This is a genomic window from Paraburkholderia fungorum (assembly GCF_046027215.1).
Lineage (GTDB): Bacteria > Pseudomonadota > Gammaproteobacteria > Burkholderiales > Burkholderiaceae > Paraburkholderia > Paraburkholderia fungorum_D.
Map to the genome: position 1 here is coordinate 3,001,102 of NZ_JAQQEN010000001.1, position 12,986 is coordinate 3,014,087.

A 12,986-nucleotide genomic window follows, 5' to 3' on the forward strand; every position below is an offset into this window, starting at 1 on the left:
CCGACAAAATTGACAAAAGCGACGGCGAAATCGGGTCGGGCAAACAAGTTAACGTACCCGATCGAGCGCAAAAAAACAAGCCAGAATGACCGCATTTGCGCCTGCAAAGGCTTGTCTGTTATGGCTTTGCGCCCTATTTCAGGGATTCATCGGGTAGCCGAGGAGCTTGTCCGGCCGGTCGGTCAGGCGATCAGCAGGTCCGCGCGCCAGAGGATCCTGACGTGCGGTTCGGCCGCATCCACCGGTTCGCTCAGCGCGGCGCGATTCACGCCGAGCAAGGGCACGAACAGGAGTTCGTCACCCACGTAGAGCAGCGGCACGTCGCGTTTCCATGCAGGAATGCCGCGTTCCTGGAACAGATTTTTCAGCGTACGACTCGGACTGTTTTGTCCGACGCTCATGCGCATGCGTTCGCCACCGCTGCGCGAACGCACACTCAACAATGCACGGCGCAGCACGCTGACAGGAATCGAATCGTGATGCTCAGGGGCCGCGTTTATGTCCGCCACTGCGCCGACAGCGGCGAATACGAACGTGCCGCGCCATTGCGGCAACCACCAGATGGCTTCGCCCTGCCACGCAAATTCGCTGACTGCCCGCACGGTGAGCGAGGTTTCATCGGCGGGTTCGCTGCTATCGCCCGCTTCCCAGTACACGAGGCCACGATAGCTGCGCAATGCCTGTCCCGCGTGATCGATGCGCAGAGCATGGCCCTCGCCTGTTTCGCCGATTTTGCGTAACTGGCGCAACGCGTCGACGAGTCGCGCGGTCGATGCGGCTGCGAGACCAAGCGCACGCATCCAGTAGCGCAGCAGGTTGAGTGCGCGATCGTCATCGAGGATCAGCAGTGCGTCGTGCGATAACGCGCGGCCTTCATCCCTTCCGACCACGCCCATATCGATGCGCGCCAGTTCATCGAGCAAGCGCTGCGCCGACGCCGCGTGCGCCGCCGTGCGCGCAAGCGCGTCGCGAAACCCGGGAAAGTGGACGGCCAGTGCCGGCGTCACTTCATGGCGCAATGCATTGCGCGCGTAACGAATGTCAGCGTTCGATTCGTCGTCGATCCAGCGCAGATGGCGGGCGCTCGCATATTGCTCGAGTTGTGCGCGCAGCAGATGAAGCAATGGCCGCACACGCACCGCAGACGCACCCGCCGGCAAGTACTCGGGCGCCATCGCGGCAAGGCCCGCGAGGCCCGCGCCGCGCAGCAGTTGCAACAGCACTGTCTCCGCCTGATCGTCCGTATGCTGCGCAAGCCAGAGCGTGTGAACGTCGCGTGCCGCGCACATCGTATCCAGCGCACGATAGCGCGCGTCGCGCGCGGCTGCTTCGACACTCACGCCCTGCTCGCGCGACACGTCGACACGCTGCGCCGCAAATTCGACCCCACGATCCTGTGCAAACGCCTCGCAGTGCGCGAGCCACTCGTCGGCGTGCGCGCTCAGCCCATGATGGACATGCAGCGCGACACAACGCGACGCACCGGCGACACGCACCGTCGCATCGAGCAACACGCTCGAATCGACGCCGCCACTAAACGCCACGGCAAGCCGCGCGTGCGCAGGCAACGCGGACAGCGCCACGCCGACCGCCTCGAGAACGCGGCGGTCGGCGGGCGAATCGGCGGTGGGGGTCACGTCGCGAGCGCGCGGAGCGCTGATGGACGAAAGAAAACGCGCGCGGGCTCAGGCACCCGGCGTCGTTTCCTTGAACTTGCCGTACGACATCAGCCGTTCGAAACGGCGTTGACGCAGGTCGTTGATGCTCATGCCCTGGAACTGGCGCAGCGAGTCGGCGAGCGCACGGCGCAGCATGGCAGCCATGCCCTTCGGATCGCGATGCGCGCCGCCGAGCGGCTCGTTGACGATCTTGTCGATCAGGCCGAGCGCCTTCAGACGATGCGCGGTCAGGCCAAGCGCTTCCGCCGCTTCCGGCGCTTTCGCGGCGCTCTTCCACAGAATCGACGCGCAACCTTCCGGAGAAATCACCGAATAGGTCGAGAATTGCAGCATCAGCACGCTGTCGCCAACCGCAATGGCCAGCGCGCCGCCCGAGCCGCCTTCGCCGATAATCGTAGCGATCAGCGGCGTCTTCAGTTCAGCCATCACGTACAGATTGCGGCCGATCGCTTCCGACTGGCCACGCTCTTCCGCACCAATGCCTGGGTAAGCACCCGGCGTATCGATGAAGGTGAAAATCGGCAAGCCGAATTTCTCAGCGAGACGCATCAGCCGCTCGGCCTTGCGATAGCCTTCCGGGCGCGGCATGCCGAAGTTGCGCAGCGCGCGTTCCTTCGTGTCACGGCCCTTCTGATGGCCGATCACCATGCAGGCCTGGCCATTGAAGCGCGCGAGGCCGCCGACGATCGACAGGTCGTCCGCATAGTTGCGGTCGCCGTGCAGTTCGTGGAAATCGGTGAACAGCTCGTTCACGTAATCGAACGTGTACGGGCGTTGGGGGTGTCGGGCGATTTGCGAAACCTGCCACGGGGTGAGGTTCGCGTATAGATCTTTAGTGAGCTGTTGACTCTTCTTGGACAGCCGCTCGATCTCTTCCGAAATATCGACGGCCGAATCGTCCTGCACGAAGCGCAATTCTTCGATTTTCGCTTCGAGTTCAGCGATCGGCTGTTCGAAATCCAGAAAGGTGGTCTTCATTGGTTGTAATCCTTGGACTTACCGGCAGCGCGTATTCTAACCGCGCGCGCCGATGTCAAAACCCCCTCGCAACTATCAACTTCCAGAAATTGATAGTTTTTCGAGACGGCATCCTTTTTCAGTAGTCGACCGGCAACGGATCGAGACTACGCCACATATACCAGGTAGCGACAGTGCGCCACGGCTCCCAGTTCGCCGCGACTTCACGTGCTTCGCTGCGCGTGACCGGTTCGCCACTAAAGTAATTGACGCTGATTGCGCGGATCAGACCGAGATCGTCGAGCGGTAGCACGTCCGGGCGTGACAGGTTGAAGATCAGGAACATTTCCGCGGTCCAGCGGCCAATGCCGCGAATCTGCGTGAGTTCGGCGATCACCGCCTCGTCTTCCATCGACGTCCACTTGCCGACGTGCAACGCGCCGGAGACGAAATGCTGTGCGAGATCGAGCACGTATTCCGCCTTGCGTTTGGACAGCCCGCACGCGGTCAGCTTCTCCTGACCGAGTTTGATGAACTGCTGCGGCACGAGCTTCGGGCACGCTGCCTCGACTTTCGCCCACACCGCTTGCGCGGACGCCACCGAAATCTGCTGCCCGACCACCGAACGCGCAAGCGTGACAAACGGATCGCCGCGGCTCAGCAGATGCACCGGACCGAATTTCGGAATCAGCTTCTTGAGAATGCGGTCGCGCTTGACGAGGTCGGCACAGGCCTTGTCCCAATAGGCCGGGCGCGTGACTTCAGGCGTGAGACCGGCGATCTGCACCGGCACGGCGGCGTCGGCATCGCCGGCGGCTTCGCCGCCTGCGCTCGCCGATGCGCGTGTCTTGCGCACGACTTCGCCTTCGTGTCCTTCGTGCGTACTGCGTGCGAGTTCCTGCACGTCGCCAGCGAGTTCCGCGGGCAATGCGCCATTGTTTTTCGCGCGCGGCGTTTTCGCGCGCTTGGCTGCGGGCGCGTGCGCCGACGCACCGTTGAGCGCGCGCTTGACCACGGCTTTTTTCGCCGCGCCCAAGCCTGTCTTGGCCGCCACCCCGGCGGCTTTCGACGATGTTTTCTTTACCGCGCCGCTACCCGCGCGAGCCGACGTTCGGGTCGACTTTGCCGCGGCTGCCGCGTTTGTTTGAGACGTGGCTCGTTTAGCCGGCGTCTTCGTGGCCGTTGCCATCCTGCCTCCTGCCTGGCGAATCGATCAAAGGGTAGTACGAGGTGCGCTCACACGCGCCGCCACTCAGTCAACCCGCCGGGTTTGTCTTCAAGTGCAACGCCGGCCTCGAGCAATTCGGCCCGGATCCGGTCTGCTGCCGCATAGTCCTTCGCCTGCTTGGCCGCCACGCGCGCGGCGATCTTTGCCTCGATCGCGGCGGTATCGAGCGCGCCTTGTGCTGCGCTGCCCGCAGCCTGCTGCAGGTACGCACGCGGCTCGCGGCCGAGCAGTCCGATCACAGCGCCAAGCGAGCGCAATTGACGGGCCAGCGCGGGGCTGCGCGTACGGTTCACTTCTGTTGCCAACTCGAACAACACCGATACTGCAACCGGGGTGTTGAAGTCGTCGTTCATCGCAGCCTGAAAACGCTCCGCATGCGCTTCGTTCCAGTCGAGTTCCGCGCTATCCGGCGTGACGTCCTTCAGCGCGGTGTACAAACGCGTGAGCGCATTGCGAGCGTCGTCGATATGCACGTCGCTGTAGTTGAGCGGCGAACGGTAATGCGCGCGCGCGATGAAAAAGCGCACGACCTCGGCATCGTACTGCGCCAATACTTCGCGAATCGTAAAAAAGTTGTTCAACGACTTCGACATCTTCTCATTGTCGATCTGGACGTAGCCGTTGTGCATCCAGTAATTCACGAATGGTTGACCGGTCGCACCTTCACTCTGCGCGATCTCGTTCTCATGGTGCGGAAACTGCAGGTCCTGACCACCGCCGTGAATGTCGAACTGATCGCCGAGCAGCGTGCAGCCCATGGCCGAGCATTCGATATGCCAGCCCGGACGGCCGCGGCCGTATTTCGAGTCCCAGCCGGTGTCCGCCGGCTCGCCCGGCTTGGCCTGTTTCCACAGCACGAAGTCGAGCGGGTCCTGCTTCGCGTCGTTAGCGGCCACGCGCTCACCCGCGCGCAGATCTTCGAGCGACTTGCCCGAGAGCTTGCCGTAGCTCGCGAACTTGCGCACCGCGTAGTTCACGTCGCCATCGCTCGCCTGGTAGGCATAGCCATTCGCTTCGAGCTTCTCGATCATGCCGAGCATCTGCGCAATGAAATCCGTGGCGCGCGGCTCGAGATCAGGCCGCTCGATGCCGAGCGCGTCCGCGTCTTCATGCAACGCCTTGATGAAGCGATCGGTCAGCGATTTGATCGTTTCGCCGTTCTCGACTGCGCGCCGGATGATCTTGTCATCAATATCCGTGATATTGCGCACGTAGGTCACGTCATAACCTAGCGTGCGCAACCACCGTTGCACGATATCGAACACGACCATCACCCGCGCATGACCGACGTGACAATAGTCATACACGGTCATCCCGCAGACGTACATCCGCACAACGCCTTCTTGCAGCGGCACGAAAGTTTGCTTGTCACGCGCGAGCGTGTTGTAGATGCGCAGTGATTCCATAGAGAGCGGTGCGTGGGCCGAAAGAAATCCGCAATGTGTTTCATGCGCGCCGCGCCCCGTTCAACAGACGGCGGGCGCGTTGCATACAGCAAAACCGGCGCACCTGGTGCGGCGATCAGGCTGCGATCAAGGCGGAGACGACCACGAGTGGCGAAAAGACAGTCAGCGGTTCGACGGAACGCGCAGACCTTTTGTTAGAATGGCTCGGAGTATAACATCCAGACCCGAGCCTATGAAACCTTCCAGCGGTCGCGCGCGCAGCGCTGCGGCCCTCGCCGCGACGGCCTTTAGCAGCGTCACCCTCGCTGTCGCCCTCACGGTCTTCCCGGGCGCCGCCGCGTACGCGCAGAAAGCCGCCCCGTTGCCGTCAGGCCCCGCTGTGCGCGACAACACGCCGGAGATCGACGCGTCGATCGCGCAGAAAAACTGGCAGGCCGCCCTCACGCAACTCGACGCGCGCATTGCCTCGAACCCGCGCGACGCGCAAGCCAAATTCAAGCGCGGCGCGGTGCTGGCCCACCTGAACCGCGACGACGACGCGATTGCCGCATTCACCGAACTCACGCAGCTGTATCCCGAACTGCCCGAGCCGTATAACAATCTGGCTGCGCTGTACGCGAAGCACGGCCGTTACGCCGAAGCACGCGCCGCGCTCGAAACCGCGACCAAGGTGAATCCGGGCTACGGGCTCGCTTACGAAAATCTCGGCGATCTGTATCTGCGCATGGCCAATGAGGCCTACCTACGCGCGCAAGGCCTTGGCAAAGCGAGCGCCACGACCTCGCAGCGCCTCGCGGACATCCAGAAGGTCATCTCGCCGCCCGCCACGAAGGCGCCGGTGAAAAAAGCCGTTGCCGCGCCGGTAGACGACTACACGACACGCGCCACCTCGAACATGACGCAAACGCCGAGCTTCCAGTACGGCGGGGCGAACGGCTCGCTCGCCATGCCGCCCTACATGGCGCCGTCGAAGTAAAGCTGCGCCAGTTTTCGCCACACTGTTTTTTCCAACCCCGAGGATCTTCATGAAATGGTTGATGTTGGCGCTCGGCAGCGCCGCCCTGATCGCAAACGCCTCCGCATTTGCCCAGTCCGGTACGCAAGCCGCGCATCCGTCCGTCCTGTTCAAGACATCGGAAGGCGACATCCGCGTCGAGTTGTATCCTGAGAAGGCGCCGAAATCCGTCGCCAACTTCCTCGACTACGTGAAATCCGGCCAGTACAACGGCACGATTTTCCATCGCGTGATTCGTGGCTTCATGATTCAGGGCGGCGGCTACACGCAGAGCTTCGCTGAGAAGCCCACGCGCGCGCCGATTCCGCTCGAAAGCCGTAACGGTCTGAAGAACACGGCCGGCACGCTGGCCATGGCTCGCACCAGCGATCCGAATTCGGCCACCGCGCAGTTCTTCATCAACACGGTTGACAACGCCGGCCTCGACTACCCGAATCCGGACGGCAACGGTTACGCAGTGTTCGGCAAGGTCACGGGCGGTATGGACGTCGTGAAGAAGATCGAGGGCACGCCCACCACCACGCGTGGCCCGATGAGCGACGTGCCGCAAAAGTCGGTCGTGATCGAGTCGGCAACGGTGGTCGGCAAGTAAGCAACGTAAATAAGCGACGTACATAAGCGACATACATCAGCAGCACGCATACGCGACAGCCATCAGCAGCACACAACAGGCAAGCGAAACAGCAGGCAATCAATGCCCGGCGCGGCCCGCCGTCATTCCATCCGACGACCTGCCGCGCCTTTTACCCACCTCGTTCATCAAAGGATTCCATCATGGTTGAACTGCATACGAACCACGGCATCATCAAACTCGAACTGGACGCTGAAAAGGCGCCGAAGTCGGTTGAGAATTTCCTTAACTACGTGAAGGCCGGCCACTACGACAACACGGTATTCCACCGCGTGATCGACGGCTTCATGATCCAGGGCGGCGGTTTTGAGCCGGGCATGAAGCAGAAGGCGACGGCTGAAGCCATCACCAACGAAGCGAACAACGGTCTGAAGAACGTCAACGGTTCGGTCGCCATGGCTCGCACGAACGACCCGCATTCGGCCACGGCACAGTTCTTCATCAACGTGAAGGACAACGACTTTCTGAACCACTCGTCGCCGACCCCGCAGGGCTGGGGCTACGCCGTGTTCGGCAAAGTGGTCGAAGGCATGGACGTCGTCGAGAAGATCAAGAAAGTGAAGACCGGTTCGAAGGGCTTCCATCAGGACGTGCCGGCCGACGACGTCGTGATCGAAAAAGCCGTGATCGTCGACTAAACGCCGACTCGTTTGAACTGACATCAGGCACCTTCAATGCTGCAAGAAACGCCGCTGCGAAGCGTCGCCGCGGGCGTGCCTGGCGAGGGCAAACGCCCGCACGCCGCACGCCCGTTTTTTTTCCTCTCCGATATTCATCTGAGCGAGGCGATCCCGCACACGGTCGCCGCGTTCGAGCACTTCGTGCGCGTCACCGCTGGGCAGGCCGATTCGGTGTTCATTCTCGGCGACCTGTTCGAGTACTGGATCGGCGACGACATGCTCACGGATCCGTTCGTCGCGCGCATGACAGCACTGCTGCACACGCTGACGGAGCGCGGCATCGCGCTTTACATCATGCACGGCAATCGCGATTTTCTGCTGGGCAAGCGCTTCATGAAGGCGGCCGGCGCAATCTGGCTGCCCGATCCATTCGTGATCACCGCGTTCGGCACGCGCATCGCGCTCGCACACGGCGATGGACTATGCACCGAGGATCGCGGCTATCAGCGCTTCCGGCGCTTCGCGCGCAGCCGTTTCGCGCAGATGCTGTTTCTCGCATGGCCGTTTCGCTGGCGTCAGGCGCTCGCGGAGCGCATGCGCTCGAAAAGCGAGCAAGGACGCTCTCGCCCGGTATCGTCAAAGTATGACGTGACACCCAAGGGCGTGGCCGCGCTGTTCAAGTCGTCGAAAACGGCGACCATCATTCACGGACATACGCACCGGCCGGCACGCCATCGCGAGCCAGCGGGCACGCGCTGGGTCTTGCCGGATTGGGATCTCGACCACGGCGAGCGCCGTGGCGGTTATCTGCGCATCGACGCCGAAGGGATTCGCGCCTTGCCGCTGGATTGAGCCAGCGCGCTTCGGCGCATCACCGCTCCGCCGCCACGCCTTCCATTTTGCCCGCAATCGCGGCCGACAGACGCCGCAGATCGAGCAACGCCGCATCGGCGCCTTGCAGCCCCTCCAGACTCGTGCCCAGCCGCTCCATTGCATCGACGATTTCGTCGATGCGCTTCGACTGCGTGGCGGCATGATCGATCAGGCCATGAATCGCCAGCGATACCGGATCGTCCGCATTCGGCGTAATGCCGTAGGCGCAGAACGCGCTGCGTTCGGTCGCGCGTTTCGCGTCGCGCGGCGCACCGCTCGCGTCTGTCTGAGGCATGGCTGAACCCGAGGCCGCCGCGGCCGGGACAATGATCCGCGCCGGATTGCCCACGGCCGTACCGCGTGGCGGCACTGGCTTGGTGACCACCGCGTTCGAGCCGATCTTCGCTTCCGCGCCAATCGTAAAGCCGCCCAGCACCTTCGCCCCCGCCCCGACGATCACGCCGCGCTCAAGTGTGGGATGCCGCTTGGCGCCGCGCGTCAGCGACGTGCCGCCGAGCGTCACGCCCTGGTAGATCGTGCAGTCGTCGCCGATCTGCGCGGTTTCTCCAATCACGACGCCCATGCCGTGATCGATGAACACGCGGCGGCCCACCGTTGCGCCCGGATGGATTTCGATACCGGTCATGAAGCGCGCCATCTGCGAAATGAAGCGCGCCAGCCAGCGGCGCTTCGCGCGCCAGCACGCATGCGCGAGCCGGTGCAGCACGAGCGCGTGCAAACCGGGGTAGCACGTGAGGACTTCCCAGGCGCTGCGGGCGGCGGGATCGCGCTCGCGGATCGTGGCGATGTCTTCGCGAAGTCTCGTGAACATGGCAGGGACGTGATTGTGGGAGTGAACACCGCCGGCGCGGCAAACCACGCGCGGCGTATGACTGCCGCATAGCAGACCGGCAGCTTTGCTTAGAACGTTTCGAGCGATTGTAGGGCGATTGCGGAAAACCTGCCGGAAGCCCACGCTGCCGGCAAGGTCGTCAGGCCGGGGCGCCTGTGCCAGCGCCGCCTTGCGACCGTGCCCCCGTGCGCGCTAGGAGGCGTCACCGCCTGGGCGTTGGGTCTTCAGCAGAATATGCTTGGCGATACCGCGCACGATGTTCACTTCCTCCCGCTCCAGGCCGGAACGCGCGAACAGGCGCCGCAAACGCGACATGAGCTTCTTCGGGTTAGCCGGGTCGAGAAACTCGAGTGCGACCAGCGCGCTTTCCAGATGCGCATACATGCTTTCGATTTCGTCGCTCGCCGCCCGCGCGCCGACCGGCTCGCCCTGCCCTGCGCCGGCCTGCGCGACCTGGCTCCCTGCGGGCGCGGCGTCGGTCGCCGACAGATACATCGTGCGCAACTCATACGACAGAACCTGCACGGCCTGCGCAAGATTGAGCGAACTGTAGGCCGGATTGGCCGGAATATGCGCCAGCGCGCTGCAACGCTCGACATCCTCGTTCGACAACCCCGTGCGCTCGTTGCCGAACACCAGCGCGATCTCGCCATGCACCGCCTGCTCGCGCGCGACGCCCGCCGCCGCGCGCGGCGTCAACTGCGGCGGCCCGTATTCGCGCAGCCGCGCCGTCAGCGCGATCGACCAATGCACGCCGCTCAGCGCGTCGGCGAGCGTCGGTACGACATGGGCGGACGCCAGCACATCGTCCGCGCCGCTTGCCATCGCGATGGCTTCCGGGTCGGTTTGCACGTGCGGGATGCGTGGCGACACCAGCACCAGGCGCGAGAAGCCCATGGTTTTCAACGCCCGCGCCGTGGCGCCAACGTTACCAGGATGACTCGGTTCGACGAGCACAAAGCGCGTCGAGGTAAAGCCGCCGCGCAGTTCCGCTACGGTGGGGTCGGAAGAGTGGTGGGTGTGGTCCACGGTGGAATCCGGCAAGCTAAAGAACGCGTATGGTAGCGCCAACCCCGCGCCGGCTTCGAATTGCTTACGGATGGCCCGCAAAACCACGCCATGAGCGCAGCGCTACCCGGCACCCGGTAGCAGGCGCTGCCCGAGCCGCCCGGACTCAGGTAAAATACCAATATTCGCGCCCGGCTTTGCATGGGCGCTCGTTCTTATCCAATTCGTCTCCGTCGGCGGAATGCGCACCGAGTCCTTTGCCGGGCGTGCGTTCCGTGCTGTTTTCGCGCTCGCTTGATAGGCGCTCATTTACCGGTTCGCAGCCGTGCTGCCCCGGCACAAGGATCCAGTCTCATGCATCCCATGCTCAATATCGCTGTGAAGGCCGCGCGCCGCGCAGCGCAGATCATCAACCGCGCGTCGCTCGACCTCGATCTGCTCCAGGTCAGCAAGAAACAGCACAACGATTTCGTCACGGAGGTCGACAAAGCGTCTGAAGCGGCGATCATCGATACGCTGAAGACGGCCTACCCGGACCACGCGATCCTCGCCGAAGAATCCGGCAAGTCGGATAACGAATCCGAATATCAGTGGATCATCGATCCGCTCGACGGCACCACCAACTTCATCCACGGCTTCCAGTATTACTGCGTGTCCATCGCGCTCGCGCATAAGGGCATCATCACCCAGGCCGTGGTCTACGATCCGACCCGCAACGACCTGTTCACCGCGTCGCGCGGCCGTGGCGCATTCCTGAACGATCGCCGCATCCGCGTGGCCAAGCGCGACCGTCTGGCCGATGGCCTGATCGGCACCGGCTTCCCGTTTCGCGAAAAAGACGGCATCGAGGCATACGGCCGCCAGTTCGCTGAAATGACCGAAGCCTGCGCGGGCCTGCGCCGCCCGGGCGCGGCCGCGCTCGACCTGGCGAACGTCGCGGCCGGCCGCATGGACGGCTTCTTCGAGCAAGGCCTGAATCCGTGGGACGTCGCCGCGGGCAGCCTGCTGATCACGGAAGCGGGCGGCCTGGTCGGCAATTACACGGGTGATTCGGACTTCCTGCACATTGGCGAAATTGTCGCGGGCAATCCGAAGGTGTACGCGCAGATGATCCCGATCCTGTCGCGTTACAGCCGTACCCGTCAGCAATCGGCTTAAGGTCCGCGGCCAGCGTTCATCGGGCCGGAGCGTGCAGCGCAGGAAAAAAGCGGCTTCGGCCGCTTTTTCGTTTGCAAGCCTGCATGCCGTGGGCGTTCGTGCTACAAAGCGGGAAGCCGCGTCGGCGCGCGCCCGCTTCGCGGGGTGTGTTTCGCGCGTTTCTGTCGCGCCCTGCTCTGTGCAGGATTTCCGCGCAAGATTTCCGCGCAGCCTCCAATCCGCTTCATGAAAAAAGGCTTCTACATAATCATCGCGGCGCAGTTCATTTCGTCGCTTGCGGACAATGCCCTGCTGATCGCCGCCATCGCGCTGCTTTCGGTGATCCGCTCGGCCGCGTGGGTCACGCCGCTCCTGCAGATCTTTTTCACTGTTTCTTACGTGTTGCTCGCGCCGTTCGTCGGCGCATTCGCCGATGCGCTGCAAAAGCGGCACGTGATGTTTGTTTCCAATGCGCTGAAAGCGAGCGGCTGCCTGATGATGATCGCCGGCGTCCACCCGATGATCGCGTACGGCGTGGTCGGCTTCGGCGCGGCCGCGTATTCGCCGGCCAAATACGGCATTCTCACCGAACTGCTGCCAGCGGAAAAACTCGTCAAGGCGAACGCGTGGCTCGAATCGGCCACTGTCCTGTCGACCATTGTCGGCACGATGGTCGGCGGCGCGCTGATCAGCACCTTCGCCGATAAGTTCGTCGCCCACGCGCATCTGCCGCTGATCCGCTCCTCCGCCGATCTGGCGATGTTCGCGGTGATGGTGACCTACGCGATCGCCGCCGCGATCAACATCTTTATCCCCGACACCGGTGCGCGCTATCCGAACCTGCTCGGCGAGCCGAAGAAGCTGGTCGGTGATTTCTATCACTGCTTCAACGTGCTGTGGGCCGACAAGCTCGCGCAGATCGCGCTGTGGGTCACGACGCTGATGTGGGGCGGCGCGGTCACCTTGCAATTGCTGGTGCTCAAATGGGCCAATGTGAACCTCGGGCTGTCGCTCTCGAAGGCGGCCGTCATGCAGGGCGTGACAGGGCTGGGCATCGCGGTCGGCGCGGCGGCCGCGGCGGCATTGATCCCGTTGCGCAGTTCACTGCGTGTACTGCCGGTCGGCATCCTCACGGGCGCGGTGGCGATCGCGGTCGCGTTCTACAACAAGGATCTGTTTCCGGCCGGCGCGGGCATTCGCATCGGCACGTACGTCGCGCCGATCTATATCCTGCTCGCCTATCCGCTGATGATCCTGCTTGGCGCGCTATCCGGCTTTTTCATTGTGCCGATGAACGCGATTCTCCAGCATCGCGGCGCGACCCTGCTCTCCGCGGGGCATTCGATCGCGGTGCAGAACTTCAACCAGAATCTGGCCGTGCTCCTGATGCTCGGCGTGTATGCGCTACTGCTGACCGCGAAGATGCCGGCGCAGTGGATCATCGTCGTGTTCGGCAGTTTCATCACATTCATGATGTGGCTCGCCAAACGGCGCAGCGCGGTGAACGAACGCACGATGGATATGCGGGCGCTCGTCGAAGAATGAGCGTGGCTGCGCCCGCGCAAGGCTTTGTGCAACG

At 63.2% G+C, this 12,986-nt stretch carries 12 protein-coding genes; 6 read left to right on the plus strand and 6 right to left on the minus strand.

The window, feature by feature from the left end:
* Window positions 1-182: 182 nt before the first annotated feature.
* The 4 genes from tilS to cysS form a co-directional block, all read right to left on the minus strand.
* Window positions 183-1,637, minus strand: coding sequence for a tRNA lysidine(34) synthetase TilS (gene tilS, locus PQR27_RS13315; RefSeq protein ID WP_408524100.1), 1,455 nt, complete (start codon window positions 1,635-1,637; stop codon window positions 183-185).
* A gap of 48 nt (window positions 1,638-1,685) precedes the next feature.
* Window positions 1,686-2,657 (minus strand): acetyl-CoA carboxylase carboxyltransferase subunit alpha, encoded by a 972-nt coding sequence (locus PQR27_RS13320; protein WP_007181378.1) that lies wholly within the window; start codon window positions 2,655-2,657, stop codon window positions 1,686-1,688.
* 118 nt (window positions 2,658-2,775) lie between these two features.
* The gene (locus PQR27_RS13325; RefSeq protein ID WP_408524101.1) at window positions 2,776-3,825 is read right to left on the minus strand and encodes an endonuclease III domain-containing protein; all 1,050 of its coding nucleotides are present in this window, start codon (window positions 3,823-3,825) and stop codon (window positions 2,776-2,778) included.
* A 47-nt stretch (window positions 3,826-3,872) separates the two neighbouring features.
* Window positions 3,873-5,270: a cysteine--tRNA ligase gene (cysS, locus tag PQR27_RS13330; protein ID WP_408524102.1), complete on the minus strand. Its 1,398-nt coding sequence runs from the start codon at window positions 5,268-5,270 to the stop codon at window positions 3,873-3,875.
* 232 nt (window positions 5,271-5,502) lie between these two features.
* Here cysS and PQR27_RS13335 point away from each other — a divergent pair, with 232 nt between their 5' ends.
* From PQR27_RS13335 to PQR27_RS13350, 4 genes are all read left to right on the plus strand, one after another.
* Window positions 5,503-6,246 (plus strand): tetratricopeptide repeat protein, encoded by a 744-nt coding sequence (locus tag PQR27_RS13335; protein ID WP_408524103.1) that lies wholly within the window; start codon window positions 5,503-5,505, stop codon window positions 6,244-6,246.
* Between the two features lie 49 nt (window positions 6,247-6,295).
* Window positions 6,296-6,877, plus strand: coding sequence for a peptidylprolyl isomerase (locus PQR27_RS13340; RefSeq protein WP_408524104.1), 582 nt, complete (start codon window positions 6,296-6,298; stop codon window positions 6,875-6,877).
* Window positions 6,878-7,059: 182 nt separating this feature from the next.
* Entirely contained in the window at window positions 7,060-7,554 is a 495-nt protein-coding gene (locus PQR27_RS13345; protein ID WP_408524105.1) for a peptidylprolyl isomerase, read from the plus strand.
* Between the two features lie 36 nt (window positions 7,555-7,590).
* Window positions 7,591-8,388, plus strand: coding sequence for a UDP-2,3-diacylglucosamine diphosphatase (locus PQR27_RS13350; protein ID WP_408524106.1), 798 nt, complete (start codon window positions 7,591-7,593; stop codon window positions 8,386-8,388).
* A 19-nt stretch (window positions 8,389-8,407) separates the two neighbouring features.
* Here PQR27_RS13350 and cysE read toward each other — a convergent pair whose 3' ends face one another.
* Both cysE and PQR27_RS13360 read right to left on the minus strand, forming a co-directional pair.
* Window positions 8,408-9,241 carry a serine O-acetyltransferase gene (gene cysE / locus PQR27_RS13355; protein ID WP_408524107.1) on the minus strand — a complete coding sequence of 278 codons (834 nt, stop codon included), beginning with the start codon at window positions 9,239-9,241 and terminating at the stop codon, window positions 8,408-8,410.
* 213 nt (window positions 9,242-9,454) lie between these two features.
* Entirely contained in the window at window positions 9,455-10,291 is an 837-nt protein-coding gene (locus PQR27_RS13360) for an RNA methyltransferase (RefSeq protein ID WP_408524108.1), read from the minus strand.
* Window positions 10,292-10,624: 333 nt separating this feature from the next.
* On the opposite strand from PQR27_RS13360, the gene PQR27_RS13365 reads away from it, so the two are divergent.
* On the plus strand, window positions 10,625-11,428 hold the full coding sequence (locus PQR27_RS13365) for an inositol monophosphatase family protein (protein ID WP_408524109.1): 804 nt from the start codon (window positions 10,625-10,627) through the stop codon (window positions 11,426-11,428).
* A 225-nt stretch (window positions 11,429-11,653) separates the two neighbouring features.
* Complete coding sequence (gene lplT / locus PQR27_RS13370; protein ID WP_408524110.1) at window positions 11,654-12,952, plus strand: lysophospholipid transporter LplT; 1,299 nt, start codon at window positions 11,654-11,656, stop codon at window positions 12,950-12,952.
* Window positions 12,953-12,986 lie beyond the last annotated feature (34 nt).

Coding starts and splice junctions, on each gene's coding strand:
- PQR27_RS13320 (WP_007181378.1), bottom strand. CDS start 2,657: ATGAAGACCACCTTTCTGGATTTCGAACAGCCGATCGCTGAACTCGAA.
- PQR27_RS13325 (WP_408524101.1), bottom strand. CDS start 3,825: ATGGCAACGGCCACGAAGACGCCGGCTAAACGAGCCACGTCTCAAACA.
- cysS (WP_408524102.1), bottom strand. CDS start 5,270: ATGGAATCACTGCGCATCTACAACACGCTCGCGCGTGACAAGCAAACT.
- PQR27_RS13335 (WP_408524103.1), top strand. CDS start 5,503: ATGAAACCTTCCAGCGGTCGCGCGCGCAGCGCTGCGGCCCTCGCCGCG.
- PQR27_RS13340 (WP_408524104.1), top strand. CDS start 6,296: ATGAAATGGTTGATGTTGGCGCTCGGCAGCGCCGCCCTGATCGCAAAC.
- PQR27_RS13345 (WP_408524105.1), top strand. CDS start 7,060: ATGGTTGAACTGCATACGAACCACGGCATCATCAAACTCGAACTGGAC.
- PQR27_RS13350 (WP_408524106.1), top strand. CDS start 7,591: ATGCTGCAAGAAACGCCGCTGCGAAGCGTCGCCGCGGGCGTGCCTGGC.
- cysE (WP_408524107.1), bottom strand. CDS start 9,241: ATGTTCACGAGACTTCGCGAAGACATCGCCACGATCCGCGAGCGCGAT.
- PQR27_RS13365 (WP_408524109.1), top strand. CDS start 10,625: ATGCATCCCATGCTCAATATCGCTGTGAAGGCCGCGCGCCGCGCAGCG.
- lplT (WP_408524110.1), top strand. CDS start 11,654: ATGAAAAAAGGCTTCTACATAATCATCGCGGCGCAGTTCATTTCGTCG.